We start from the raw sequence: 26,734 nt of genomic DNA on the forward strand, positions 1-26,734 counted from the left end.
ATTGACTCTTGAAGATTATGTTAATGCTCAAGTATTAGCGTGTTCTGAACTTAAAGTACCAGTATTTGACGCATATCATACTACAATATTTGACCCTTATAATCCAGCGTATTGTCACAAAAATATGACTGATGGTTTGCACCCTAATGAATTAGCACATGAACTAATTGCATATGAGTTAATTAAGAATTTTTATTATTTTTATGGTTAAAAGGAGGATTTTGTAAATGGCAAATCAAGATTTGTTTTTTGATATTACTAAACAAGGTTCCGAACAAGAAAAACAACAATATTTAATCACAAGGGTGGGTGATGGAGGATTAAAAACAGTTACAATTACAGTATGGTCAAATGGATATCCTTACAATTTAACAGGTTTGACGCCAGTTTTTGAAGGGGTTAAACCAGATGGTGAGCGAATCATTGATACTACTGGGGCAATTGTATTAGATCCTAAAAAAGGCGTATTTAGATACACATTTCCTCAACAAGCTAGTACTGCAGAAGGACAATATAAGCAAGCATTCTTTAAACTTAAAAGGGATGAACAGACGGATTCAAGTCTTGAAGTAAAGATTAATGTACTTAAAAATAAAGTCGAATTTGGTATTAACTCGGAAAGTTACTACACAGAATATCAACAAGAAATTAACAAATTTAAAACAAAAATTAATGAAGAAGTTTTAAGACTTAATGATTTATTAGGCGGGATTAATACTCAAATTGAAGTAGACACAACATTAATGAATAGTTTACATCAAGGTTTTAACAATTTAAAAGAAAGTATCAATGAAAATGGTTTAGTAACAAAAAGTGAAGTTGATACTACTATTAATAATGTAAATAATAAAGTTGATACAGTTGTGCGAACTATTGATACGGTTAAGCAAGAAGTAAAAACTAAAATTGATGATCTAGATAAATCTAAAATGGATGTAAAAGTTATTCCTGGTGTTTTAGATGATGTGGCTAATATTACAAAAACAGGTCATTATTATTATAATGAGAACACTCTAAAGCTACCTACAAGAAATCCAGGGAATAGTAATGGATTTATTCAAGCTATTATGCAAGATGATAATAATGGAATGATAACTGTTTTAGGCACAGGACTTTCAAGAGAAAAATATAAAGGTAAATTATATAGTAGATGGAAAACTTCAATCCCTATCCTACTATGGGAGGGAAGTGCTACTAAAAATAATTTAATTAATCTACGTGGAAATGTTCATCAATTCGGACTGTTAATTATAAATGTAACATTTGTTAGTGATAGACATTCAACTAAATTTGTAACAATTCCTGCTAATGGAACTACATTATATTTAAATCAAACAGGAATGAGATCTAGTGAAGGTCATATGAAAAATGGATATCTAGAAGAAATTGAAATTTTAATAAAAGATGATACTCATTTAGAAGTAACCAAAACTCAAATAGCTTCTGATGGAAATGCTGCAACTGATTCAAATGCAACTATTACTGCAATTTATGGTATTTACTAATTTCTACCTATTTAAATAGGTAGTTTTTTTATTAAGAAAGGATGTATTGAATGGCTGATATAGCAGATAAATATAATATTGAAGTTGATAATTTTATGAGCTTGATTTATTCAGGAAATAAAGTGTTAGTTTATATTCTACTTTTATTGATTTTTGTAGATGTAATAACTGGAATGGTTACTGCGTTTAGCGAAGGTAAATTAATGAGTAAAAAAGCAATGCTAGGTTATGTAAAAAAAATAGCATTTTTATGTGTTATCATTGTAGCAAACGCATTAGATATTATTTTTCAAATGCACGGTTTATTAGTTAATGCTACTGTAATGTTCTTTATCATTGGTGAAGCGACTAGCATTGTAGAAAATTCAGTAAAATTAGGTGTACCTATTCCTGACCAATTAAAAAGCAGATTGAATTTTAATGAAGAAACAACTAAAAAAGATGAAGCGGCTAAATAAAGTCGCTTCTTTTTATATGGAGATGATTAAGTATGAGTAATAATAAAAAGTTTTTAGATACATGGAATGGTGTACCAGTATATTTAGATTTAATACCATACGGAACTAGACGTACTGGTCAAAAACTTGATACAAGCGAGCCGATTTTTGCGGTTTATCATGATACAGGTAATCCAGGTAGCACAGCGCAACAAAATGTTGATTATTATATCAATACTTATATGCAAGATTGGGCTTCAACCGCTTCAGCGCATTTCTTTGTAGATGATGAAGAATGTATTATTGATGTTCCTATTGATGAAAAAGCATGGCACGTAATATACGATACACCTAAAGATAATTATTACTTTGGTGATGATGCCAATGACGCAGCATTTGGTGGAGAGTTATGTTACTTCCCAAACGATAGAGAACGTTCATTAAAAGCATTAGACAATTTTGCTAGAGTTTGTGCAGTATTATTCGAATCATGGAATATCTACCATTACAATAAATGCCCTGGTCATCAAGATATTCAAGATGATAAACAAGATCCAGGTAATGCATTAGAAGCCTGTGGTAATGGTCGTCATGAAATTGATGTGATTGATAATTTAGTACAACATTATATGGATGGTACTGATATAGATAAAGATACAGTAATGGATTTACCTGAAGATGATGAAGTTATCGAGAAAAAACCTAAAGGCTGTGAACGTGTGAAAGTATGGTCTGAAGAACCTTATTACAAAGGTACAATTAAATATGATGCATCTTTACGTGAACGTGCAGGTAGTAGCTTTGATAACTATAGCTTTGCTAGAGAAAAAGATGTACTTGAAGCGGGTTCTTTAGTCTATATTTATGAAGAAATTCAAGATCCGCAGGGGAATATTTGGTGTAGAACATATTCACCTAGCAATAATGGTTGGGTTCATAAAGATACTATTGATGTAGAAGAAACATATAAAGAATAACTTAAAAAGGTGGTCAGAAATGGCCCCCTTTTTTATTTATAGATATTTATTAGCAACTCCATTTATCGATGTACCAGAACTTGAAAAATAATGCGATTTATAATAATTTACAAAGTTAGAAGAAACCCCTGTATTGTTTAATCCGTAACTTATAAGAGTATAAATGTCTAATATAGTTGTTAAAAAATCTTTAGCTTCTTTTTCACTCGCATTATAACCATTATGAACTATTTCATTTCTAAAATCATAATAGTCGTAATAATAAATGTTTAAGCAATTTTTAAGCGCTTCTCCACTAGGTAAATTTAACCCATCAATAACTTTTGGGAATAAGTGGTCGTAAATAGAATTTTTAAATTTACTGGTTTTATTTTTAGCATCATCTTTACTTAAATTTTTATCATATATATAATAATTTTCAACTATAAATTTAATAAATGTTTCTACGGAAGTTTGAGCATTAATTATTGTGGAATTATAATCACACAAATCGAAATTTCTTTGAGCATCTCCTAAAAGTAATACTGAATGTTTATTTGGAAAAATTTTATAATCCTCGTAATATTGGTTAATATGGAAGAATTTTTTTTATCTAGAGTTGCATTTTCGTTTATTTCCAAACCTTTGAAATAATCAAGAAATATGGCACCATGATTGAATTCTGTGCAAGTATCGGCATAGAAAGTATATGTTTTATATAAAGGTACGCTTGATAATTCTCCTTTGTTAAGTGAGTATAAATTATAATGATTAAATTTTATGATTGTACTTTCAATTAAATTGTTTAAAACCTTCAATTGAAAATCAAAAAGATTAGATATTTCTGATGTGTTCATAGAGCCACTATTAGCTTCTCTTTTGAGTCTTTTAAAATCATCTCTATTAAGAAAATTGTACTTTCGATTATAGTTCGTTTCAAAGGTCTATATATAAATACTCTGTCTTCCATAGAGTCGCGTTCAGAAGATTGTAAAAATTGGAATAACACAGCTTTTTCTTCAATGTCAATCATAGTAGTGTTTCCATTTATAAAAGGTATTCTAAAAGGTAGTAAGTAACGGAATGTAATTAAGTATAATTTATTATTAGCATTAAACTTTGGATTATACTTTTTGAAAGTTTTCTCTTGTATAGTATTAAATTCCTTGTCCACGTTAATTATTCACTTCCTATTTGATATATTATTTATATATAATACCCTCAAAAATAAAGATTTAGGCACGCTTTATTGTGAAAAACAATATTAAAGAAAGTATTTAAATCATTTAATTGTAATATACATATATAACTAACTTTTAAAATTTCCAATTGATGCTACACTAAACTTATAATTGAAAGAAGTTTTATCATGGATGATTAAGAAAGTAGGTTATTACATGAAAAACACTCAAACATACGCAAATTTGCTATCAAGAAATGTTGATGCATACATTAATACTTTTTATTATAAAGGTTACAGAGTTGAGGTTTATCAACTAAGTACAAACCGTAAAATTTATAGAGTCTGTAAAAGTTACACTTATAAAGCTTTGAACAATTTCTTTTTTAGAAACGAAGCGGTAGAATTTATAAATAGTTTAACTATTGATTAGAGTAGTATATATCTAAGAAAATCTTAGTATTTACACATGATATTTAATATTAGCCTCATAAGTTGATTTGCTTATTAACTTATGAGGCAATTTTTATGTATTAAAAAATTTATGACAAAAGCGAAAATCTAAATAGTAAATTTTATGGAGAAGAAATTGAAGAACCTACTCAATTTGATTATACATTGCAAGAAGTAAAAGATTACTTAGAAAACTTATAATTAAATGCCCCTCACATCTTTTAAAGTAATAAGTTAAGGTGTGGGGAGCTTTAAAATTGTATAGAATGATAGTTAGTTAAAAGTTTTTTGAATTTTTAGATTCAAATAATTTATTTTGAATTTTAATATAAATAGCATCCGCTTCAATTTCTTTTGAAATTTTAAATTCAATTTTATCATTGATTAATTTTGTTTTAGATTCGTATTTATTAAAATAACTTATTTCTAAATTGAAAGTGAAGTTTTTTTCAAAAGTAGTAATTGCTAATGAAGCGTTCTTAACTTTTTCTTTATATTCTAAATAATAAGCATATATATATACATAAATACTTTTAGGGCATGGAAATGTTAAAATATCATCTATTTTTTCATAATAATGATACTCTCTATCATTGATTGAATAAATAAGAGTAGTTTCATTGGTGTCAGGTTTTATACCGAAATATTCGGTATCTTTGTTATAATAATATTCAAATAGAAATTCATTAAATGATTTTAATTTATTATTTGTATCGACTACAGAAGTCTCTTTATTATATCTTTTTTAAATTTCGTCAATTAGAAAATTTATGTTATTATTTTTCGAAGGAGTTATAGAGACATGAACATCATAAATTGGTTGATCTGATGTTACTATTAAACTATATTTTAATTTATTATGCCTATACCATTTTCTTAAAAATTTATTGAACCATTCCAAAACGTGTAATTCCGAAGGGAGATTATCACTGTTAATTTTATACTCTTTTCTTGTCAATATAATATTTGGTGATTTTCGTTTTCTTTCATTTAAATTCTTTTTAATAGTAATACATAAAGTGATAAACGCTACAATAAATGAGGAAATTGCAGCAATAGCTGACCATATCGCTGGTAAATTTGAGGTAGCAGTTTCGTCTAGAATAAACATTAAATATCTTCCTCCAATATAATGTAAATAATTTATAATGTTTACATCAATATACCCTGTTTTTATTACAATCAATCTTGACCAATTTTCTAAATGTAAAATAAGGCTCTATCTCTTGATACATAAGGGATAGAGCCTAGTTACTTGACCATTTTTTAAAATTAGAAAAGTGGTCAAGTTTTTGGTCAAGTAAAATTAAATACCAATACTTATTATTAGGTATTAAGTCCTAATTTAATAGGATTTTAAGTTATAATAATTTAGTGTAATTTCTATTTGCTAAAACAGAACTCAAGTTTCTGAATGGGAACGCGATCAATACATGAAACAATATTAATTCGCTAAGCAAATCGGGGAAAGACTTAGTGGTATAAGGAGTTAAGGCATCTTGCCTTAGCTTCTTTTTTGTGTTGGAAAAGTTAAATTTACTTGACCATTTTTGTGAAGAAATTAAAAATTACTTAGATGAAAAAAGCTCGTAAATAATACGAGCTTATGAATTGATAAATTCACATATATAATGGTAGAAACTAGTTCAAAAGTTTTATGTCACACCAATGTCATGTATGCAAGATAAAGCTTAATTTAATAAGGTTTGTCGTAATTTAATTTGCCGACCGCCGGTATAATTCTCAATGTGGAAATGTTGTTTTAACAACGTTTCCACTTTTTTTGTTTTGTAATTGATTTGAATTTTTCAATTTTCTAGTCAGTGATTAAGTATCAGTTATTAAACTATTATATTTATAATTTTTTTTAACTTCTTATGTTAAGTTTTATCAATGGCTTTTTTTTAAATATTAGCATTAATTTTTGATTAAAAAGAAATGTTCATATTGTTAAACACATTAGTATGTACTAAGATAAAGCTAATGTTTAAAAACGGAGGCTACTATGAGTAAACAACGTGTAAGTTTAAAGTATTTTTTTAGTAATATTCTAAATGCGGTAGGTGCTGGAGTAGTATTAGCTTTATTGCCAAATGCGTTATTAGGAGAATTTTTGAAGTTATTTATGGATGCACATCCAATGCTCGAAACTGTGTTTCAATTAGTAATGATAATTCAATCATTCATGGCATTTATTATCGGTGTTTTAGCTGCACATCAATTTAAGTTTAATGGGGCAGGTTCTTGCATGGTAGGCGTAGCCGCTATGCTTGGATCTGGAGCGGTTCAATTTACAGCTAAGGGCATTGTTTTAAAAGGTATTGGAGATATAATCAATATCATATTAGTTGTAATTATAGCTTGTGCAATGTATATGTTTTTACAAGGGAAATTAGGCTCACTTGAAATGATTATATTACCAGTTTTAATACCTGTATTAAGTGGATTAATTGGTTTATTAACTTTACCTTATGTACAAACAATTACTAAAGGACTTGGCCATATGGTGAATTCATTCACTGATCTTAATCCTTTAATTATGTCTATACTAATTAGTGTGACTTTCTCATTGTTAATGGTTACACCTATTTCATTAGTCGCCATAGCAACAGCTATAAGTTTAACTGGTTTGGGAAGTGGTGCTGCTAACATGGGCATTGTCGCAGCTTGTGTGACTTTTATATTCGGTTCAATAAGAGTTAACTCTATGGGGGTTAATATTGTTTTACTTATAGGTGCAGCGAAGATGATGATTCCAGTCTATTTAAAACATTTAATTATTGCAGTTCCTTTAACTTTAAATGGTATCGTTTCTGGTGTATTGGCATATGCTATAGGTATTAAAGGTACACCTTTATCTGCCGGATTTGGTTATACAGGCTTGGTAGGACCGATTAATGCATTTAATAGAATGTCTGGAGACGCTACTATAAATATTATTTTGCTCGTTTTCGGCTATTTTGTTATTCCATTTGTGAGTGCATTCATTATACATGAAATATGCAAAAAATTAATACCAAGCTATCATGATGGTATATACAAATTCGAAATTCCTAAACAATAATAGCAATTAAGATGTATGTACAAAAGTTTAATTTATATAATGAAATAAATTTAATTCAAACCTTTTAACTGAATTGAGAAAGTGTTTATATTGACCTTTTCTCAACTCTAGTTAACCTGTCGGGGTGAGACAAAGATTCAAATCGAATTTTGTTTCACTCTTTTTTTAAAAATTTATATTGTATATTAATGCGTTTATATGTATAATAATGAATTAATTAAAGGAGGTTGCTTATGAAAAAATTAACAAAAGTACTTGCGATAGCAATCTTAATTAGTTTGACATTGATATACATACAACCAATGGCATTAGCTGATGAAGATGCAACTTGGAATAAAATTAAAGATAGGGGTGAATTAAGAGTAGGATTATCAGCTGATTACGCACCATTAGAATTTGAAAAAACTAAAAATGGTAAAACAGAGTATGCTGGTGTAGATATTGAATTAGCAAAAAAAATTGCCAAAGATAATCATTTAAAGTTAAAAATAGTGAATATGCAATTTGATAGCCTACTAGGAGCTTTGAAAACTGGAAAAATTGACATAATTATATCAGGAATGACAACAACACCTGAAAGAAAAAAAGAAGTTGATTTTTCCGATCCATATATGGAAACAGGAAATGTTATGTTAATTAGAAAAAACAATAATGATACCTTCCATAAGTTGAGTGATTTTAATAATAAAAAAATAGGAGCTCAAAAGGGCAGTGAACAAGAAAAAATTGCACAGCAAGAAATAGAAAATGCACAAATAAGTTCATTAAATCGTTTACCAGATGCAATTTTGGCACTTAAAAGTAAAAAAATTGATGGCTTAGTAATCGAAAAACCAGTAGCAGATGCTTATGCTAAGCAAAATAAGGATTTAAATATTGCCCATGTTTCTTTCAATGAAGAAAAGAAACCCACAGTTATAGCACTACCGAAAGACTCACCAATTTTACTAGAACACTTAAATCAGTCTATTAAAGATGTTAAAGATAAACATTTAATTAATAAATATATGGATATTGCTTCAGAACAAATGGTTGATGATGGAAGCTTTATTCAAAAGTATGGAACTTTTTTCTTAAAAGGATTACAAAACACTATAATAATCTCTTTAATTGGTGTTGTATGTGGAGCAATAATCGGGTCATTTATTGCACTTGCAAAATTAAGTAAGTTTAAAATTATTTCTTTACCCGCAACAATATATATAGAATTTTTAAGAGGAACACCGATGTTAGTGCAAGTGTTTATCGTATTTTTTGGCACTACCGCGCTTTTAGGATTAGACATTTCAGCTTTAATTTGTGGGACGATTGCCTTAGTTATTAATTCTTCAGCCTATATTGCTGAGATAATTAGAGCTGGAATTAATGCAGTTGATAAAGGTCAAACTGAAGCTGCACAATGCTTGGGGTTAAACTACTCAAAAACAATGATTCATATCATATTGCCTCAAGCTTTTAAAAATATATTGCCAGCGCTAGGAAACGAATTTGTAACTTTAATAAAAGAATCATCAATCATATCTACAATTGGGGTTGGTGAAATTATGTTTAATGCACAGGTTGTTCAAGGTATTTCATTTGATCCATTTACGCCATTAATCATAGCAGCATGTATGTACTTTGTATTAACTTTTTCATTATCAAGATTAATGAGTTTAATCGAAGGGAGACTGAAAGCAAGTGATTAAAATTGAAAATTTAAATAAAAAATTTGGAAAAAATGAAGTGCTTAAGGATATTAATTTAGAGATTAAAAAAGGTGAAGTATTAGCGATTATAGGACCATCAGGAAGTGGAAAAAGCACTTTATTAAAATGTATGAATTTGTTAGAAACACCGACAAATGGAAGGGTTATATTCGAAGGTAATGAACTCTCCAATCACAAAAATAACTTAAATAAATTACGTCAAAAAATGGGCATGGTCTTTCAAAATTTTAATCTATTTCCACATAAGACTGTATTAAATAACATCATATTGGCACCTAAGTTATTAAATAAAAACGATTTAAATCAATTGAAACAAGAGGCATTAACTTTATTAGAAAAAGTTGGACTTGAAGATAAGGCAAATGTATATCCTTCTCAATTATCTGGAGGACAAAAACAAAGAGTTGCGATTGCAAGGGCACTGGCTATGCATCCAGATATTATATTGTTTGATGAACCTACGTCTGCATTGGATCCAGAGGTAGTGTATGATGTGCTAAAGGTAATGAAAGATTTAGCTAAAGAAGGAATGACAATGGTTGTTGTTACACACGAAATGGGATTTGCAAAAGATGTGAGTGATAAAGTTATATTTATGGCAGATGGGTATGTTATTGAAGAAGGTTCACCTCAGCAAATATTTCAATCACCAACACATCAAAGAACGCAAAACTTTTTATCAAGAGTTTTATAATAAGTAAACAAATAACAGCGAGTCTGAGACATTATTTCATGTTTCAAACTCGCTATTTTTAAATTGAACTGGAATATTTACTAGGAAAGTGTTCAATTATTATATAAATAAATAACGATTTCATAATGTGGATTATGTTAAAATGTCATATGTATCATTTTTAAGGAGGCAAATGAATTGGATTATAATTGGCTTAAACAAGAAATCATCGATTATGCATATTCAATAGGTATTGATAGTATAGGTTTTACTACTGCCGATCCATTTGATGAACTTAAAAAGAAATTAGAAGATTATCATGCAAATGGCTATGCTTCGGGTTTTGAAGAGTCAGATATTTCATTAAGAACTGAGCCAAAATTAAATTTGCCTACCGCACGCTCAATTATAGCAATTGCTGTTGGATATCCGAATAAGCTTAAAGGTGCGCCTAAAAGTGTCAGAGGTGATCGCCGAGGTATGTTTGCTCGTGCCTCTTGGGGGCAAGACTATCACTCTATTATGCGTAAACGTTTAGATAAACTTGCTGATTTTATTCAATCTAAAGTTCCTGATGTAGAATTAAAAAGTATGGTTGATACTGGTGTATTATCAGATAGGGCCGTTGCTGAACGAGCAGGTTTAGGATTTGCTGGACGTAATGGTTTTATTATTAATCCACATTTAGGAACATGGAGTTATTTAGGTGAATTGTTAGTGAGTATCCCATTTGAACCTGATGATCCATTACTTGATAGCTGTGGAGATTGTACAATTTGTGTAGATAGATGTCCTACAGGGGCGCTTGTTGGAAATGGTCAATTGAATTCTCAAAAATGTATTAGTTTTTTAACTCAAACTAAAGGATATTTGCAAGATGAATATAGATATAAGATAGGCAATCGCTTATATGGATGTGACACGTGCCAACAAGTTTGTCCTAGAAATAGGAGAATCAATACAACACATGATGACATTATACTAGAACCTGAGATTCTAAAACCAAGATTGGTACCGTTATTACAAATGAGCAATAAAGAATTCAAACAAACATATGGGCATTTAGCTGGTGCTTGGCGAGGTAAAAAACCAATTCAACGTAATGCAATCATAGCTTTAGCACATTTTAATGAAGAGACAGCAATACCAGAACTTAAGGAAGTTGCATTAAATGATCCAAGACCTATGATAAGAGGGACGGCATACTGGGCGATTGGCCAAATTCAAGGTGAAGATGCACGTGAATTTATAGTTGCAAACTATGAAAATGAAATTGAAGAAGTTCAAAATGAAATGATAAAAGGACTAGAAATGAGGAAAATTTAAATGACAAACCATATTGTTTTATTTCAACCAGAAATTCCTGCAAATACTGGTAATATTGCACGTACCTGTGCAGGAACGAACACACATTTACATTTAATTAAGCCTTTGGGCTTCAGTACTGATGATAAAATGTTAAAACGTGCTGGCCTTGATTATTGGGAGCATGTAAATATTACTTATCATGAAAGTATTGAAGACTTTTTCGATGCTACTCAAGGTGAGTACTACTTACTAACTAAATTTGGAAAACTAACGTATAGTGATTTTGATTTTTCTAAAGAAGATACAGATTATTATTTTATATTTGGAAGAGAAACGACTGGATTACCGGATTGGGTAAAAGAGAAATACGCTGACACGGCATTAAGAATTCCTATGAGTGAAAATATCAGATCGTTAAATTTATCTAACACAGCCGCTTTATTAATTTATGAAGCATTGCGACAACAAAATTTCCCAGGCTTATCCTAATAAGTAGTTTGTTAGTTAAAATATAATGCATCTATTTATTAAAAAATGTTATATTTAATAGTGATTTATAATAACATTTTTAAAATAGTTTGATTTAGTGTCTAATAGGGTAATTTAACGAATAATACGTTATTTATATGACATTGATGAACTAAGAGGAGTGTAATGACAATGGCAATGAACTTTAAAGTATTTAATGATGTAGAACATGTAGCTGAGTACACAGCAGATATCATTAGAAAGCAATTTAATAATAATCCTACAACTATTGCGGGAATTCATTTAACAAAGGATGCTGCACCTGTTTTAGATGAGTTAAAGAAAGATGTAGATCATAATGCGGTTGATTTTAGTCAAGTAAATATCTTAGATTATGACGATAATCGCTCTTACTATGAAGCATTAGGTGTACCTGCTAGTCAAATTTATCCAATTAATTTTGACGATGATGCAGAATCTTTAATTGATGATAAAATTAAAACTAAAGAAAATAAAGGTAAATTAATTTTACAAGTTACTTCTATTGATGAATCAGGTAGTTTAAATGTAAATGTAAGACAAGGATTATTAAAAGCGCGTGAAGTAGTATTAGTTGTGACTGGTGCTAATAAACGTGAAGTTGTTAAAAAACTTTATGAAGAAAATGGTAAATCTAGCTTTGAACCATCTGATTTAAAAGCTCATAGAATGGTAACAGTTGTTTTAGATAGAGCAGCTGCAGAAGGTTTACCTGAGGATGTTAAAGAATATTTCACTGCTAGATTTGCTTAAATTTAAAAGTGAGGTCTGAGTTATGACTAAAAATAAAGATTCAGAATTGAATTATCATGAGGAAGAAAATGCGATGGTTCAAGATTTAGATGACTTGAAAACATTGGGCAAAGAAATGGAACAAATTTCTGAAGAAAATGACGAGGACAAGTTGAATCAATCGCATGAGTAAATTAAAACTTGATGATAATTAACAAAAAAATATTAGTTATGAACTAAGTAACCTAAGATGTTAAAGATGTCTTAGGTTATTTTTTTAATGAAGCAATATACATTGTCAATTGAGTGCGTAATTTCATCAATCAATCATTTAATTCAATTTAATGCTATAAAAATTATGGTAAAATAAAATTCAATGAAAATGTATAAGGAGAGCTTAAAATGTTACATAGATATTGGCTTCCACTTACGATTGCCACAATTATTATTAGTTTACTTTCTATAAAAGGATTTCCAATAGCATTCGGTGCACTTTACTTACCTATTTTATTTAAAATCATAAAATTACAATTAAGTTTATCTAAAGGCTTAATTGATAATATTAGTGCTCAGCCTTTTATTAAGAGTAATCAAACAGGTGTGTTCATAAGTGTGTTGTGTTGTATTTTAATAACTGGTATTTTAATTTATTCTTTAAATGATATTTATGCGCAATTCACTGGTTTTATAGGATTTCTAGTTCAAATTAGTCCTATTACAATAACTTTAAGTATAATATTTTATATTTTGAGTGCTTTAGCTGTTATTAAAGCAGTAAAAGTTAAATATCAAGTCTAACTTAAGCAAGTAACGGTCAATTACAATAAGACAAAATTTTTCAAAAATAATAGCGATTGGGACATTAAATCATTGTTTCAATCGTTATTTTTTTATATTTATGAAATGAATTTGTATTATTGAAACCGCTTTAGTAATGCATTGCCCCTTTAATTTAAATAATGCTATACTATGAATAAATAATTGTATAAGGGGAGATTATCGCATGTCAGTAAGAATTGAACACGATACATTCGGAGAGATTGAAGTACCTGGTGATAAATATTGGGGTGCACAAACGGAGAGAAGTAAACGAAACTTTCCTGTAGGTAAAGAACGTATGCCAATTGAAGTAGTATATGGATTTGCTCAATTAAAACGAGGTGCAGCATTAGCAAATCATGAACTAGGAAAACTAAGTGATGCTAAAAAAGATGCAATCGTTTACGCTTGTGATTTAATTTTAAAAGGGGAACTAGATGAACATTTCCCATTAGTTGTTTGGCAAACAGGAAGCGGTACGCAAAGTAACATGAACGTTAACGAAGTAGTCAGCTTTGTAGCAAATAAATATTTAAAAGAACAAGGTATCGATGAATCGATTCATCCTAATGATGATGTGAATAAATCTCAAAGTTCAAATGATACATTTCCAACAGCAATGCATGTTGCATTATATCATGAAGTTGAAACGAAACTTGAACCTGCTTTAAAACATTTACGTGATACTTTTAAAGAAAAAGAAGATAAATACCAATCAATTATTAAAATTGGACGTACTCACTTACAAGATGCGACACCCATTAAATTAGGTCAAGAAATTAGTGGCTGGCGTTATATGTTAGATAAATGTGAAGAATTATTAGCTGAATCAAAAAAACATATCTTAAGTTTGGCTATCGGTGGAACTGCCGTAGGTACAGGTATTAATGCGCATCCAGAATTTGGTAATAAAGTTGCTAAATTTATCTCAGAGAATACTGGATATAATTTTGTATCATCTGAAAATAAATTCCATGCGTTGACTTCACATGATGAAGTCGTGCAATTACATGGTACGTTAAAAGCATTAGCAGCAGATTTAATGAAAATCGCTAATGATATTAGATGGTTAGCTTCTGGTCCTAGAGCAGGACTTGCAGAGATTTCAATTCCTGAAAATGAACCAGGATCATCAATCATGCCTGGTAAAGTAAATCCAACACAATGTGAAATGTTAACTATGGTTGCAGTACAAGTTATGGGTAATGACACTACAGTTGGAATTGCAAGTTCTCAAGGTAATTTTGAATTAAATGTATTTAAACCAGTAATTCTTCATAATACATTACAATCAATTTACTTACTTGCAGATGGTATGCAAACGTTTAATGATAATTGTGCAGTCGGCATTGAACCAATTGAAGAAAACATTAATAATTATTTAAATCAATCATTAATGTTAGTTACTGCGCTAAATCCACACATTGGTTATGAAAAAGCTGCTCAAATTGCTAAGAAAGCACATAAAGAAGGGTTAACATTAAAAGAATCTGCTATTCAATCTGGTCATGTTACAGAAGAGCAATTTGAAGAATGGATTAAGCCTGAGGATATGGTGGACCCCCACTAAAAAACAACCACATAAAACTAATAAAGGGAGTAACTGTCTATGAATCGATAGTTACTCCTTATTATTTATTCATCATCCAAACTAACTGATATTAATTCTTGAGTGAGTGGATGTTTAAATTCAATTTTATGACTATTAAGTTCTAGTTGGCGTAATGTAGAATCACCATACAAAGGATCGCCTATAACAGGATGACCAATTTCAGCTAAATGAACTCTAATTTGATGGGTACGACCCGTATCTAATTTAATATCCAATTGGCATACGCCTTCTTTAATCATTTTAGAGGAAAGAATATGCGTAATCGCTCGTTGACCTGTATTAGAAATTCGTCGTTTATTAGGATGGAATTTATCCTTACCTATAGGACTATCAATAGTTTGAGGTTTAATTGGTAATAATGACTTAACGTTAGCCTTATATATTCTAGTAATTTCATTTTCTTCCAACATACGATCTAGAATTTTTTTCATTAGAGGATTTTTAGCTACAATGAGTAAACCAACTGTTTCTTGGTCTAAGCGGTGAATAGGTTCGACATAATCACTATCTAACGTATAAATAACATGATTCATTAGAGTGTTACTCTCTTTTAAATCATTTGGATGAGTCTTAACGCCTTTAGGTTTCATAACTATAGCTAAATCATCATCTTCATAACTAATTTGTGCGTAACGATAACTAGGTAAGTAATTACTTTTTTCTACTGGTGTTGGAATGTAAATATCATCCCCGGTAACCACTTTATCTGTTAATTTCGCAGGGTGATTGTTTATAGTTATATCTTTTGACATATTTAACTGATGTAAGTCTTTCTTAGGCAATTTCAATGATTGAAAAATTTCTCTCAAAGTTTTTTGATTATAATTCTCATGTATTTTAAACTTCATAATTTCCTCCTAATAGCATTCGCATTAATCATACCATATCTTAGATTGCTAATAACGTATATTAATCACAATCTTACGAATTTCATAATAAATAATAGTATATAACTTATACATTTTTACATTTTTAAAAATGTAAATCTCACTGTATAATAAGACTAATGCAAATATGAGTAACTGAGGCGATTTCATGGAAAAACCAACACGCTTAGCATTATTAAAAGAAATAGCAGAATATCTCAATGAGGAAACAGAATTATATAACATGATGCACGGTGCTTTGAATTATTTAATAAATGGTAGTAACTTTACAACTGGTTGGATCTTCTTTATAGATAATAACGGCCATCATGAGATGGTAGCTGATGTTGATCTCCCAGGTGCTTTAAAGAAGGATAATTGTTGTTATATGAAAGAGGGATCTTGTTGGTGTGTCACTGCGTATCATAATGAGCGTTTAACGAAGGCTTCTAACATAATCAATTGTTCTAGAATAAATTTAGCAAATCAAGCATATAAAGCAGAAACAGAAGGTGTAACACACCATGCTACAGTGCCACTACGCTCTGGCACAGAACAATATGGTTTACTCAATGTTGCATCACCGTATACTACGCGTTATAGCGAACAGGATTTAGCCCTATTAGAATCTGTCGCTTTACAGATTGGCTCTGCAATTAAACGCATTTATTTAACTGATCAAGAAAAAGAGGCAGCTAGATTAAATGAACGTAATCGGTTAGCAAGAGACTTACATGATTCAGTAAACCAATTATTATTTTCATTAAAATTGACCGCTCATGCAGCACATGACATAACGACAGATGAAATTGCGAAAAAAGCTTTTAAGACTATTGAAGAAACAAGTCAAAATGCGGTTAATGAAATGCGTACATTAATTTGGCAACTTAAACCAGTAGGTCTTGAGCATGGTTTGGTGCAGGCATTAAATCAATATGCGCAAATTCTAAATATAAAACTAACAATAAATGTTGATGGAATTATTAGTTTATCGAATATCGTAGAAGAGAACGTTTATAGGATATTACAGGAATGTATGAATAATACTAAAAAACATGCTCAAACTGATTCAGTACATATTATTCTAAAACAAGATAAAGAAAAGTTGATCATTATTGCAAAAGATGAAGGAATTGGTTTCGATATGAACAAAGAAACTAATACTTCATCACAAGGGTTAAAAAACATAAGTCAACGAATTTATGCATTAAATGGACAAGTTAAAATAGATACAATGCCTAACAAAGGAACAACGCTATCTTTAAAGATTCCTTTGTAAATTGGTGAAAGGAGAAAAATTGTGGCTAAAGTCATATTGATTGATGACCATCATATTGTAAGACAAGGATTGGAATTCCTTTTATCGACGGTGGCTGATTTGGAAGTTTTGGCAAGCTTATCGGATGGTCAATCTTTAATTAATTATTTAAATGAACATGCTATACCAGATATCATCCTTCTTGATTTGGTAATGCCTGAAATGAATGGTATTGAAGTGACAGAATACGTGAAACGTCATTTCCCTGATATTAAAGTATTGGTATTAACAAGTTATGTAGATGATGAACACGTTATTTCAGCTATTAATAAAGGGGCAGATGGATATGAAATGAAGGATGTTGAGCCTCAAAAATTAATTCAAACGATACATGACGTTTTAAATAATAAACGGATTATTCATCCAGAGGCACAAAGTGTAATAGACACCGTGTCTTCAAAACCACATAATACTAATAAGCTATCTAAACGAGAAATAGAAGTATTAGCTGAAATGGTAAAAGGTAAAACGAACAAAGAAATTGCAAATACGTTATTTGTTTCTGAAAAAACAATAAAAACACATGTTAGTCATATATTTAATAAGTTAAGTGTAACAGACCGTACACAAGCAGCAATTTATGCTATTGAAAATAAACTTGTATAGAGTGTAATATAATAAATCGTTAAAGAGATAGGAATGAAAATACAATTAAAATGTCAAGGATTATTAGAAGTGAGTTAGCAAATAAATTAATTTAATTATTTTGATAATTTCGCCATTAATAAAATTGTATATAAAACAAAAATTCCTCTTTTCATTTTATTGAAAATATATTAAGATGTAATTTGTGTTTCAAGAAATGTGTATTATTGCAATTTCTTGTGTCCGGATAAATTAACCCCTATTAGAAAGGTAGAGAATAAAATATGGATAGACAGAGTTTCACAGATTTAATTCAAACAAAATTTAAAATGGTAAGAATTGAAGCGGGCTATACGCAAGATACTATGGCTCAAACAATTGGCCTTTCAAAAAAAACATTAGTTCAAATTGAGAAAGAACGTGTGTTACCAAACTGGACAACATGTGTTTCAATTTGTGCATTATTCAGAGATTCAGATGTTTTAAATAATACGTTCGGTTGCGATCCTTTAGAAATTGTTCAAACTATTTCACGTAATCATTGTGCATATCCAAATCATTCAACAACTAGTGATATTTATTGGAATACTATCGAAACACGTAATGGTTTTATGTTACAAAGTAATAAAGTAAGCAACATATATAGAGTTTTAAATTCTGAAAAGCAACCTATCTTTGGCACTTCAAAATTAAGAGAAGCTGAAACATACTTTAACAGAAATGCTAAAGAAGAATTAATGCACGTTTAATAGTAGCTAAAATATTATGATTTAATATGAAAGTGATAGAAGAATCACACCAGATTTAATCACTTTTAATTTATATACATTCAAGGTGTGTGGTTATTACTTGTGGCGAACATATTGTTTTGAGACTACATAGCTTAATTGTAAAACTGACTGTACTGAGATTATTCTTATATCAAGAAATTCTCAGCTTAAGTTTAACTTGATATTAATTAAAAGACGAGCCTAAGATATTTGATATCGCGGCTCGATTTTTTTATTTTCAAAACAATTCAGCATTTTCAATTTTAATGCAAAGTAAAATTAAGGAACCATATATTCCAAAGTGATATAATCATCATATTGTGAAAATAATTTTTAAGGAGAAATCGAGATGCAAGCTTTTTTAGTTATCTTATTTATGGTAGTAGTAGGGGCTGTAATTGGAGGCGTAACAAATGTAATTGCAATAAGAATGTTATTCCATCCATTTAAACCATATTATATATTCAAGATGCGTATACCATTTACACCTGGTCTAATTCCTAAAAGAAGGGAAGAAATTGCTACAAAGATAGGTCAAGTGATTGAAGAACATTTGATAACAGAGTCAGTTATACATCAAAAGTTAAATGAACCAAATACGCGTGAAGCAATCAATGATTTAGTAATAAAGCAATTGTCTAAATTAAAAAGTGACGATGCTACAATACGAAAGTTTGCAAATCAATTTGATTTTGATCTTGATGACCTCATTAACAATAAGCTAGATAAAACCATAATAAATAAATTGAATAATTATTACTATGATAAACAGGCAAAATCAATTAATGAAATTCTTCCTGCAGAAGTAGTTACAATGGTCGATGAAAAATTAGACCAAGCAGGTGATTTAATTCGAGAACGTGCACGTAATTATCTTTCTTCAGATAAAGGTGCTAGAGATATTTACGATATGCTAGATACATTTTTTGCTGAAAAAGGTAAAATCGTTGGATTATTACAAATGTTTATGACTAAAGAAAGTATTGCTGAACGTGTTCAACATGAATTAATACGTTTAACAAGACATCCTAAAGCAAAAGTTATTATTGACAAAGTGATTCGAGATGAATATGAAACTTTAAAATCTCAACCTTTAAGTCACGTTGTAAAAGAAGAACAATTTACAAATATAAGTGAATCCCTGGTGCATTTGATCATGACAAATTTACAATTAAATGAAAAAATGGATACTCCAATCAGTAAGTTAACACCAAAATTAGTTGATCAAATTCAAGTAGGAGTTGCTAATACAATTACTGATTTAATAATTAAACAAGCATCTAATCATTTATCAACGATAATGACAAAAATAAATTTACGTCAGATGGTAGAAAATCAAATTAATACCTTTGACTTAGATTATATTGAAAGATTAATTATTGAAATCGCTAATAAAGAGTTAAAACTTATCATGTCATTAGGTTTCATTTTGGGTGGTATTATAGGATTCTTCCAAGGTATAGTCGCAATCTTTGTCTAACTATAAATAATATGTTATGGTAATAAAGAGTTGTCAAAATTACTTTTCACTAAGGAGTGCAAACAAACATGGCAGTAAATTTATATGATTATGCAAATCAACTAGAACAAGCATTAAGAGATAGTGATGAATATAAAGCTATTAAAGATGCTTTTTCTAAAGTTAAAGATAATGAAGAATCAAAAAAATTATTCGATGAGTTCCGTGAAACTCAATTAAGTTTCCAACAAAAACAAATGCAAGGTGAAGAAATTCCTGAAGAAGATTTAGCAAAAGCTCAAGAACAAGCTCAAGCAATTGAAAAAGATGAAAATATTTCTGAATTAATGCAAGCTGAGCAAAAAATGAGCCAAGTATTCCAAGAAATTAATCAAATCATTGTTAAACCATTAGATGAAATTTACGCTGACTAATTGTTAACACAATAAGCTACAAAGCTTTCAATTGAAAGCTTTGTAGTTTTTTTATTATATAAGTTCATCGACCCCAATAAATAAGTTATGGTAAAATAAAGGAATACATAAAGATAAACGAAGATGCAATTAAGGAGCTAATTTCAATGATAAAATTTATTCACTGTGCAGATTTACATCTCGACAGCCCCTTTAAATCTAAGAGTCATTTGGCGCCATCAATTTTTGAAGATGTTCAAAACAGTGCTTATGAAAGCTTTAAGAAGATTGTCGATACAGCATTAAAAGAAGAAGTTGATTTTGTTCTCATCGTTGGAGATTTATTTGATAGTGAGAATCGTACGTTGCGTGCTGAAGTATTCTTGAAAGAACAATTTAAGCGATTAGAAAAAGAACAAATTTTCGTATACATAAGTCATGGTAATCATGATCCACTTACTGAAAAAATTACTAATGATTGGCCAGATAATGTTTCAGTCTTCTCAAATAGAGTAGAAACATATCAAGCTATCACAAAAGATGGAGAGACAATTTTTGTTCATGGTTTTAGTTATCAACATGATACAAGTTATGAAAATAAAATTGATGAGTATCCATCTAGCCAAGGTAAAAAAGGTATTCATATTGGAATGTTACACGGTACTTATAGTAAATCTTCAACTAAAAATCGCTATACTGAATTTATTTTAGAAGATTTGAATCAAAAACTATATCATTATTGGGCACTTGGCCATATTCATGAAAGACAGGAATTAAGTGATATGCCTCCAATTCACTATCCTGGAAACATTCAAGGACGTCACTTTGGTGAGCAAGGACCTAAGGGATGTTTATTGGTAGAAGGTGACCATTTACGATTAAACGCTACTTTTATTCCAACGCAACAAATTAGATTTGAAGAAGCTACTATCAATACTGATAAACTTACTAAACAAGGTATCTATGAAGCAATTCAATCCTTCAAAGAAAGCGTACGTTCTAATGGAAAGGCTTTTTATAGAATAACTGTAAATGTTGACAGTGATAGACCCATATCTTCACAAGACATTAGTCAAATCAAAGAAATGATTGATGACTACGAAGAAAATGAACATCATTTCGTAATCATAGAAACGCTCACATTTAATTATATGCAAATGGATGAAGTACCTCTTGTAAGAGAATTTTCAGCTGATTTAATCAAAGATAATAAAGTGTTTGAAGAGGCGATGACTGAATTATATTTAAACCCTAGAGCATCCAAATATTTAGAAGATTATACTGAGTTTGATACTGTTGAACTTGTTAATCGCGCTGAGAACATTTTAAAGGCAGACATGAGAGGTGAAAGTGATGATCATTAAATCTTTAGAGATCTATGGCTATGGTCAATTTGTGCATCGCAAAATAGAGTTCAACCGTGAATTTACTGAAATTTTTGGTGAGAATGAAGCTGGTAAATCAACGATTCAAGCTTTCATACATTCTATACTTTTTGGCTTTCCAACGAAAAAAGAAAAAGAACCTCGACTTGAACCACGTATGGGTAATCAGTATGGGGGAAAACTTACGCTTATACTAGATGACCAATCAGAGATCGTAGTAGAGAGAGTTAAAGGTAGCATTTCAGGTGATGTAAAAGTTTACCTAGAAAATGGTTTGATTCGAGACGAAGCTTGGCTCAAGAAAAAATTAAATTACATTTCTAAGAAAACTTATCAAGGTATATTCTCGTTTAATGTGCTTGGATTACAAGATATTCACCGTAACTTAGATGAGGACCAATTACAAAGTTATTTACTTGAAGCAGGTGCATTAGGTTCTTCTGAGTTCACAATGATGAATAAAATGGTCAGTCAAAAGAAATCCACGCTTTATAAAAAGGCTGGAAAAAACCCAATACTCAATCAACAGCTTGATGAATTGAAAAGCCTTGAAGCCCAAATAAGAGAAGGAGAGGCTAAGTTAGATGAATATCATCGTTTAGTTGATGATAGAGATAAATCACAACGTCATTTAGAACATTTAAAAGCCAATCTAAACCAATTATCAAAAATGCATGAAAGTAAACAAAAGCAACTTGCTATTCATGAACAAGCTCAAGAATGGAAAGATTTAGAGCAAAAACTTAATATTGAGCCATTAAGTTTTCCGGAAAAAGGGATCGAGCGTTATGAAACAGCTTCAAATTACAAACAATCTCTAGCTAGAGATATAAGTTTGCGTGAAGAGAAATTAAAACAATTAGAGAATGAATATAATGCAATTCCTGCTTTGAATGAAGATACAGCTAATCATATTTATCATTTAACTCGTGATGAAAATGAAATTCAACAAGCTGAAATGAAATCTTCTTCACTTAAGCAAGAAATTGATGATTACGAGCGTCAAGAAGCTGATTTGAAAACAAGTATTGGTTGGCAAGAAGTTTATCACAATACAGATACCTCTGAATCTATGAAGAATTATGTTAGTGAAACTATCAAGACGCGAAATGAGCAAAAAGTGTTAAAACAACAAATTGAAAGAGCTATTGATGAAAATCAAATTGAACAAAATACGTTATCTCAGGAAATAGAAAACTTGGAAAAAGATTTAGTTTCTGAAGATTCACTGGATAAAAAGAAACAATATAATCAACAAAAGTTAGAACTACATGAGAAAGAGAATCTGTATAACAAACTTAAAGATACTTTTAATTCTGATAAAGAAAGAAAGCAAAAGCGAAATTGGTGGCTTAGATTAAGTTTTATAGTGTTATCTATAGTTGGTCTGGGTTTAACATTATTCTCATTTGTGACACAAAATTTAATTTTCGGAGTTATATTTGCAATCTTAACTGTCATATTTATCGTTGGTACTTTCTTGGTTAAGACAAAAGAAATTGATTACAGTGAATCAATTAGTGAAGAAATTAATGATTTAGAACAACAAATTAATGATTTGGAATCTAATTACGATTTAAACTTCGACTTAGATCAACAATTTCAACTACGTGAACGTTGGAGTAATGCAAGTAACAATAAAAGTGTATTAGCTAATAAATTAAATCATCAAGAGAATTTACTGCAAAAAACAGAACAACAAATCAATGACTTAACTCAAAAATTAAATGCAGTTAAAGAAAATGTGAAAGTACCTAATGAAATGACAGATGATTTATTACTAGATAGCTTTAAAACTATGAATCAACTTAAATCAAATGACAGTTACCGCAGTAAATTATTAGATCAACATCAACAAGTAAATCAGAAATTGACACATTTTTATGATAAAGCGCTTAAAAATACTGAAAATGAAATCACACCATTTAATAAAGCTTCACTATTTAATGATATGAAGAGCTGGATTTCTAAATACGAGAGTAATAAAGAGAAGAAAGAACAACTTAAAAGTCAAATCGAGTTATTAAGTAATGAATTGAAACAATTAAAAGAACAATTAGAAGAAAATGAAAAAACTATAAATACATTATTTACTTATATCAATGTTTCAAGTGAAGAAGCGTATTATCAATCTTACGAGCAATATCAATTGTATCACCAACAACTTGCAAGATTTAATGATTTAACTGCATATCTCGAAAATCAAAATTTCTCTTATGAAGATAGTTCGAATTTGAGCGAAAAAACAACTGCTCAATTGGAAGAAGAAGATGCGCTTCTTGCTAAACAAGTTGATGCATATAACGATCAGTATTTAGATAAACAAACTGAAGTTAGTGACTTAACCGCTCAAATTAATTACATGGAGACAGATAAAACATTATCTAAGTTAAGACATGAGTATTATAACTTGAAGAATAGAATGAATGATTTAGCTAAAGATTGGGCTAGTTTAAGTTACTTAGAAGCATTAATAAATGAACATATTAAGCAAATTAAAGATAAACGATTACCTCAAGTAATAAATGAAGCTGTAAATATATTTACGGCTCTGACACAAGGGAATTATAATATGATAACTTATGAAAATGATACAATAATGGTTAAACATAATAATGGCCAAATGTATCATCCACTTGAACTAAGTCAATCAACGAAAGAATTATTATATATTGCACTTAGAATTAGTTTGATTAAGATTTTAAGACCTTATTATCCTTTCCCAATAATTATTGATGATGCTTTTGTTCATTTTGATAAACAAAGAAAATCAATGATGTTAAACTATTTAAGAGAATTAGCGAAAGATTATCAAGTGTTATACTTCACTTGCATGAAAGATGCTGCAATTCCTTCTAAAGAGATGCTAATATTAAATAAACTAGAGGAAGGCGGAAAACGATGAGAAATGTAGAAAAGCTAAATCCAGGAGATTCGGTTGAAAATTTCTTCTTAATTCATAGAGCTACACAAGGTGTTACTGCTCAAGGAAAAGACTATATGACTTTATTCTTACAAGACAAAAGTGGTGATATTGAAGCCAAACTATGGACTGTTAGTAAAGAAGATATGCAGATTCTTAAACCTGAGACAATTGTTTGGGTTAAAGGCGACGTGATTAATTATCGAGGTCGTAAACAGATGAAAGTCAATCAGTTTAGATTAGCTAATCCAGAAGACGGATTTAAGACTCAAGATTTCGTTGATGGTGCACCTTTATCTCCGGATGAAATCCAAGAAAACATTTCACACTATATTTTAGATATTGAAAATGCTAATTTACAACGTATAACACGTCATCTATTGAAAAAATATCAAGATAAATTCTTTACGTATCCTGCAGCAAGTTCACACCATCATAATTTTGCAAGTGGACTAAGTTATCACGTACTTACAATGCTAGAAATAGCTAAGTCATTATGCAACATTTATCCATTGTTAAACCGTAGTTTGTTGTATAGTTCAATTATTTTGCATGATTTAGGTAAAGTAAGGGAATTAAGTGGTCCAGTAGCTACAACATATACAGTTGAAGGTAATTTGCTAGGACATATATCAATTGCAAGTGATGAAGTTGCCGAAGCGGCGAAAGAATTAGGAATTGATGGTGAAGAAGTGATGTTACTTCGTCATATGATTTTAGCACATCACGGCAAAATGGAATTTGGATCACCTAAGTTACCACATTTAAAAGAAGCAGAAATATTATTCTTTATTGACAATATCGATGCGAAAATGAATATGTTTGAAAAAGCATTTAAGAAAACTGATAAAGGTCAATTTACTGAACGAATTTTTGGTATGGAAAATAGACAGTTTTACAATCCAGAAAAATTAGACTAATTAAAAAGCGTTTTTACCTTACAATGTCAATTAATGAATAGACATTGTAGTGGGTAAAAACGCTTGTTTTATATAATTTTGAACACGTGAAAGGGAGCAAGCCTAATTCTTAACGAATTGATTGACTTGCTCCCTTACTATTTAATGTTAATACTATGAAAATTATGAAGATAAATCTGATGCAGCTGAAGAACTATCTGAAGATGACTGTTGTTGTTTAAGTTTCTCAGGATTTAAAATAGTGTTTTCTACAGCTTTCTTGATATCACTGTCTTTATAATCTACATCATATTCTTTCAATAAATCTTTATACGCATTTGTTAAAATCTTAGGATCTTTTTGTACTTTTTGTTCGATTAGTTTGGCTTTAAGTTTAGATTTTTGTTTATCAAAATCATTCTCTTTATCGGCTTTAATGACATGGTAACCATAGTCTGTTTTAACCACATCTGAAACTTGACCTTCTTTTAGTTTAAATAGTGCTTTTTCAAATTTACTTACCATTTGTCCTTTAACTACATAACCTAGAGAACCATCTTTTTTGGCACTTGAAGAATCCATAGATTCTTTCTTAGCAATTTCTCCAAATTTATCTGGGTTCTTTTCAACTTCTTTTTGAATTTTTTCAGCTTTCTCTTTAGCTTTTTTGTCTGATAAACCTTCTTTATCGCTACTGCTTGATTTAACTTTTATTAAAATATGAGAAGCTTTTTTAGTGTTTTCTTTAAGTTCTTTGTCTGACACTTTAACTTTATCAGCTAATAATTGTTTTTGATATGCGGCAAGTTTTTTTTGTTCTTTATAATCATCTAAAGACATACCTTGTTGTTTAAGCATACTTTCAAATTGATCTTTGCCACCATATTGTTTTTGTTCTTTTTTAATTTCATCATCGATATCTTTTGTATCGACTTTATCTTTATATTTATCAGCTAGAATTTTATTCAACGCAATGCTAAATGACGTACTAGCAATTTGTTCGTCACCAATTTTATTCATTACATCTTTTACTTTTACATCTCCAGCTTTAGAAGAGATTAATGTATTACTTTCTGAATCTGTTGCATTTGAACCGCATGCACCTAAAAGTAAAGCACTCGCAGTTACTGGAACAATTAATTTATTCATAATTTTCATAGT

Annotated in this window: 27 protein-coding genes; 22 read left to right on the forward strand and 5 right to left on the reverse strand. The window is 29.8% G+C overall.

Annotation, left to right across the window (positions count from 1 at the left end; translation table 11 throughout):
* Position 1 precedes the first annotated feature (1 nt).
* The 4 genes from SBL15_RS03570 to SBL15_RS03585 are packed head-to-tail and all read left to right on the forward strand — an operon-like array spanning position 2 to position 2,919.
* Entirely contained in the window at positions 2–211 is a 210-nt protein-coding gene (locus SBL15_RS03570) for an SGNH/GDSL hydrolase family protein (RefSeq protein WP_233641459.1), read from the forward strand.
* A gap of 16 nt (positions 212–227) precedes the next feature.
* On the forward strand, positions 228–1,505 hold the full coding sequence (locus SBL15_RS03575; protein ID WP_317955186.1) for a phage baseplate upper protein: 1,278 nt from the start codon (positions 228–230) through the stop codon (positions 1,503–1,505).
* A 50-nt stretch (positions 1,506–1,555) separates the two neighbouring features.
* A complete protein-coding gene (locus SBL15_RS03580; protein ID WP_233641458.1) occupies positions 1,556–1,963 on the forward strand; it encodes a phage holin family protein in 408 nt (135 codons plus the stop codon).
* A gap of 32 nt (positions 1,964–1,995) precedes the next feature.
* Positions 1,996–2,919, forward strand: a complete 924-nt coding sequence (locus SBL15_RS03585) for a peptidoglycan recognition family protein (protein ID WP_317955189.1) — start codon at positions 1,996–1,998, stop codon at positions 2,917–2,919.
* Positions 2,920–2,955: 36 nt separating this feature from the next.
* Here SBL15_RS03585 and SBL15_RS03590 read toward each other — a convergent pair whose 3' ends face one another.
* Together SBL15_RS03590 and SBL15_RS03595 are read right to left on the reverse strand one after the other, a co-directional pair.
* Positions 2,956–3,408 (reverse strand): hypothetical protein, encoded by a 453-nt coding sequence (locus SBL15_RS03590; protein WP_317955191.1) that lies wholly within the window; start codon positions 3,406–3,408, stop codon positions 2,956–2,958.
* A gap of 343 nt (positions 3,409–3,751) precedes the next feature.
* Entirely contained in the window at positions 3,752–3,931 is a 180-nt protein-coding gene (locus SBL15_RS03595; protein WP_317955193.1) for a hypothetical protein, read from the reverse strand.
* A gap of 364 nt (positions 3,932–4,295) precedes the next feature.
* Between SBL15_RS03595 and SBL15_RS03600 the strand changes: the two genes are divergently transcribed.
* On the forward strand, positions 4,296–4,511 hold the full coding sequence (locus SBL15_RS03600) for a hypothetical protein (RefSeq protein WP_317955195.1): 216 nt from the start codon (positions 4,296–4,298) through the stop codon (positions 4,509–4,511).
* 765 nt (positions 4,512–5,276) lie between these two features.
* On the opposite strand, the gene SBL15_RS03605 is transcribed toward SBL15_RS03600, so the two are convergent.
* On the reverse strand, positions 5,277–5,642 hold the full coding sequence (locus SBL15_RS03605; RefSeq protein ID WP_317955197.1) for a hypothetical protein: 366 nt from the start codon (positions 5,640–5,642) through the stop codon (positions 5,277–5,279).
* An 894-nt stretch (positions 5,643–6,536) separates the two neighbouring features.
* Between SBL15_RS03605 and SBL15_RS03610 the strand changes: the two genes are divergently transcribed.
* The 9 genes from SBL15_RS03610 to fumC all read left to right on the forward strand — a co-directional run bounded on the left by SBL15_RS03610 (position 6,537) and on the right by fumC (position 14,913).
* Positions 6,537–7,595, forward strand: a complete 1,059-nt coding sequence (locus SBL15_RS03610) for a PTS transporter subunit IIC (RefSeq protein ID WP_053016830.1) — start codon at positions 6,537–6,539, stop codon at positions 7,593–7,595.
* Between the two features lie 233 nt (positions 7,596–7,828).
* Positions 7,829–9,283 carry an ABC transporter substrate-binding protein/permease gene (locus SBL15_RS03615; RefSeq protein WP_142813610.1) on the forward strand — a complete coding sequence of 485 codons (1,455 nt, stop codon included), beginning with the start codon at positions 7,829–7,831 and terminating at the stop codon, positions 9,281–9,283.
* On the forward strand, positions 9,276–9,998 hold the full coding sequence (locus SBL15_RS03620; RefSeq protein ID WP_107612293.1) for an amino acid ABC transporter ATP-binding protein: 723 nt from the start codon (positions 9,276–9,278) through the stop codon (positions 9,996–9,998). The genes SBL15_RS03615 and SBL15_RS03620 overlap by 8 nt, the downstream gene beginning before the upstream one ends.
* A gap of 177 nt (positions 9,999–10,175) precedes the next feature.
* Positions 10,176–11,303 carry a tRNA epoxyqueuosine(34) reductase QueG gene (queG, locus tag SBL15_RS03625; RefSeq protein ID WP_317955202.1) on the forward strand — a complete coding sequence of 376 codons (1,128 nt, stop codon included), beginning with the start codon at positions 10,176–10,178 and terminating at the stop codon, positions 11,301–11,303.
* Positions 11,304–11,774, forward strand: a complete 471-nt coding sequence (gene trmL, locus SBL15_RS03630; protein WP_317955204.1) for a tRNA (uridine(34)/cytosine(34)/5-carboxymethylaminomethyluridine(34)-2'-O)-methyltransferase TrmL — start codon at positions 11,304–11,306, stop codon at positions 11,772–11,774. It begins immediately after the preceding gene.
* Between the two features lie 171 nt (positions 11,775–11,945).
* On the forward strand, positions 11,946–12,545 hold the full coding sequence (locus SBL15_RS03635; protein WP_107612295.1) for a 6-phosphogluconolactonase: 600 nt from the start codon (positions 11,946–11,948) through the stop codon (positions 12,543–12,545).
* Between the two features lie 22 nt (positions 12,546–12,567).
* A complete protein-coding gene (locus SBL15_RS03640; protein WP_011275410.1) occupies positions 12,568–12,717 on the forward strand; it encodes an SAS053 family DNA gyrase inhibitor in 150 nt (49 codons plus the stop codon).
* A 209-nt stretch (positions 12,718–12,926) separates the two neighbouring features.
* A complete protein-coding gene (locus tag SBL15_RS03645; protein WP_317955206.1) occupies positions 12,927–13,322 on the forward strand; it encodes a hypothetical protein in 396 nt (131 codons plus the stop codon).
* A gap of 205 nt (positions 13,323–13,527) precedes the next feature.
* On the forward strand, positions 13,528–14,913 hold the full coding sequence (gene fumC, locus SBL15_RS03650) for a class II fumarate hydratase (protein WP_011275412.1): 1,386 nt from the start codon (positions 13,528–13,530) through the stop codon (positions 14,911–14,913).
* Between the two features lie 65 nt (positions 14,914–14,978).
* Here the strand turns inward: fumC and SBL15_RS03655 are convergent, their stop codons facing one another.
* Complete coding sequence (locus tag SBL15_RS03655; protein ID WP_107613588.1) at positions 14,979–15,803, reverse strand: RluA family pseudouridine synthase; 825 nt, start codon at positions 15,801–15,803, stop codon at positions 14,979–14,981.
* Positions 15,804–15,990: 187 nt separating this feature from the next.
* On the opposite strand from SBL15_RS03655, the gene SBL15_RS03660 reads away from it, so the two are divergent.
* The 8 genes from SBL15_RS03660 (at position 15,991) to yhaM (ending at position 25,594) form a co-directional block, all read left to right on the forward strand.
* Positions 15,991–17,100, forward strand: a complete 1,110-nt coding sequence (locus SBL15_RS03660) for a GAF domain-containing sensor histidine kinase (RefSeq protein WP_037538639.1) — start codon at positions 15,991–15,993, stop codon at positions 17,098–17,100.
* Between the two features lie 21 nt (positions 17,101–17,121).
* Positions 17,122–17,745, forward strand: coding sequence for a response regulator (locus SBL15_RS03665; RefSeq protein ID WP_037538638.1), 624 nt, complete (start codon positions 17,122–17,124; stop codon positions 17,743–17,745).
* 263 nt (positions 17,746–18,008) lie between these two features.
* Positions 18,009–18,473, forward strand: a complete 465-nt coding sequence (locus tag SBL15_RS03670) for a helix-turn-helix transcriptional regulator (protein ID WP_011275416.1) — start codon at positions 18,009–18,011, stop codon at positions 18,471–18,473.
* Positions 18,474–18,843: 370 nt separating this feature from the next.
* A complete protein-coding gene (locus tag SBL15_RS03675; RefSeq protein ID WP_107612297.1) occupies positions 18,844–19,974 on the forward strand; it encodes a DUF445 domain-containing protein in 1,131 nt (376 codons plus the stop codon).
* Between the two features lie 68 nt (positions 19,975–20,042).
* Positions 20,043–20,387 carry a YlbF/YmcA family competence regulator gene (locus tag SBL15_RS03680; protein ID WP_011275418.1) on the forward strand — a complete coding sequence of 115 codons (345 nt, stop codon included), beginning with the start codon at positions 20,043–20,045 and terminating at the stop codon, positions 20,385–20,387.
* A 146-nt stretch (positions 20,388–20,533) separates the two neighbouring features.
* Positions 20,534–21,730, forward strand: coding sequence for a DNA repair exonuclease (locus SBL15_RS03685; RefSeq protein ID WP_317955208.1), 1,197 nt, complete (start codon positions 20,534–20,536; stop codon positions 21,728–21,730).
* Positions 21,720–24,656 (forward strand): ATP-binding protein, encoded by a 2,937-nt coding sequence (locus tag SBL15_RS03690; RefSeq protein ID WP_233663981.1) that lies wholly within the window; start codon positions 21,720–21,722, stop codon positions 24,654–24,656. Before SBL15_RS03685 ends, SBL15_RS03690 begins: the two co-directional genes overlap by 11 nt.
* Positions 24,653–25,594, forward strand: a complete 942-nt coding sequence (yhaM, locus tag SBL15_RS03695; RefSeq protein ID WP_037538631.1) for a 3'-5' exoribonuclease YhaM — start codon at positions 24,653–24,655, stop codon at positions 25,592–25,594. The genes SBL15_RS03690 and yhaM overlap by 4 nt, the downstream gene beginning before the upstream one ends.
* Positions 25,595–25,756: 162 nt before the next feature.
* Here the strand turns inward: yhaM and SBL15_RS03700 are convergent, their stop codons facing one another.
* Positions 25,757–26,731 (reverse strand): peptidylprolyl isomerase, encoded by a 975-nt coding sequence (locus SBL15_RS03700; RefSeq protein ID WP_107613592.1) that lies wholly within the window; start codon positions 26,729–26,731, stop codon positions 25,757–25,759.
* Positions 26,732–26,734 lie beyond the last annotated feature (3 nt).

Source organism: Staphylococcus sp. NWU MKU2 (assembly GCF_033283605.1).
In the GTDB taxonomy this organism is placed as follows: Bacteria; Bacillota; Bacilli; order Staphylococcales; family Staphylococcaceae; genus Staphylococcus; species Staphylococcus haemolyticus.

Excerpts from the sequence above, each read along its gene's own strand:
- SBL15_RS03575 (WP_317955186.1), top strand. The coding sequence starts at position 228 with ATGGCAAATCAAGATTTGTTTTTTGATATTACTAAACAAGGTTCCGAA.
- SBL15_RS03580 (WP_233641458.1), top strand. The coding sequence starts at position 1,556 with ATGGCTGATATAGCAGATAAATATAATATTGAAGTTGATAATTTTATG.
- SBL15_RS03585 (WP_317955189.1), top strand. The coding sequence starts at position 1,996 with ATGAGTAATAATAAAAAGTTTTTAGATACATGGAATGGTGTACCAGTA.
- SBL15_RS03595 (WP_317955193.1), bottom strand. The coding sequence starts at position 3,931 with ATGATTGACATTGAAGAAAAAGCTGTGTTATTCCAATTTTTACAATCT.
- SBL15_RS03600 (WP_317955195.1), top strand. The coding sequence starts at position 4,296 with ATGAAAAACACTCAAACATACGCAAATTTGCTATCAAGAAATGTTGAT.
- SBL15_RS03605 (WP_317955197.1), bottom strand. The coding sequence starts at position 5,642 with ATGTTTATTCTAGACGAAACTGCTACCTCAAATTTACCAGCGATATGG.
- SBL15_RS03610 (WP_053016830.1), top strand. The coding sequence starts at position 6,537 with ATGAGTAAACAACGTGTAAGTTTAAAGTATTTTTTTAGTAATATTCTA.
- SBL15_RS03615 (WP_142813610.1), top strand. The coding sequence starts at position 7,829 with ATGAAAAAATTAACAAAAGTACTTGCGATAGCAATCTTAATTAGTTTG.
- trmL (WP_317955204.1), top strand. The coding sequence starts at position 11,304 with ATGACAAACCATATTGTTTTATTTCAACCAGAAATTCCTGCAAATACT.
- SBL15_RS03635 (WP_107612295.1), top strand. The coding sequence starts at position 11,946 with ATGGCAATGAACTTTAAAGTATTTAATGATGTAGAACATGTAGCTGAG.
- SBL15_RS03640 (WP_011275410.1), top strand. The coding sequence starts at position 12,568 with ATGACTAAAAATAAAGATTCAGAATTGAATTATCATGAGGAAGAAAAT.
- SBL15_RS03645 (WP_317955206.1), top strand. The coding sequence starts at position 12,927 with ATGTTACATAGATATTGGCTTCCACTTACGATTGCCACAATTATTATT.
- fumC (WP_011275412.1), top strand. The coding sequence starts at position 13,528 with ATGTCAGTAAGAATTGAACACGATACATTCGGAGAGATTGAAGTACCT.
- SBL15_RS03655 (WP_107613588.1), bottom strand. The coding sequence starts at position 15,803 with ATGAAGTTTAAAATACATGAGAATTATAATCAAAAAACTTTGAGAGAA.
- SBL15_RS03660 (WP_037538639.1), top strand. The coding sequence starts at position 15,991 with ATGGAAAAACCAACACGCTTAGCATTATTAAAAGAAATAGCAGAATAT.
- SBL15_RS03670 (WP_011275416.1), top strand. The coding sequence starts at position 18,009 with ATGGATAGACAGAGTTTCACAGATTTAATTCAAACAAAATTTAAAATG.
- SBL15_RS03675 (WP_107612297.1), top strand. The coding sequence starts at position 18,844 with ATGCAAGCTTTTTTAGTTATCTTATTTATGGTAGTAGTAGGGGCTGTA.
- SBL15_RS03680 (WP_011275418.1), top strand. The coding sequence starts at position 20,043 with ATGGCAGTAAATTTATATGATTATGCAAATCAACTAGAACAAGCATTA.
- SBL15_RS03685 (WP_317955208.1), top strand. The coding sequence starts at position 20,534 with ATGATAAAATTTATTCACTGTGCAGATTTACATCTCGACAGCCCCTTT.
- SBL15_RS03690 (WP_233663981.1), top strand. The coding sequence starts at position 21,720 with ATGATCATTAAATCTTTAGAGATCTATGGCTATGGTCAATTTGTGCAT.
- yhaM (WP_037538631.1), top strand. The coding sequence starts at position 24,653 with ATGAGAAATGTAGAAAAGCTAAATCCAGGAGATTCGGTTGAAAATTTC.
- SBL15_RS03700 (WP_107613592.1), bottom strand. The coding sequence starts at position 26,731 with ATGAAAATTATGAATAAATTAATTGTTCCAGTAACTGCGAGTGCTTTA.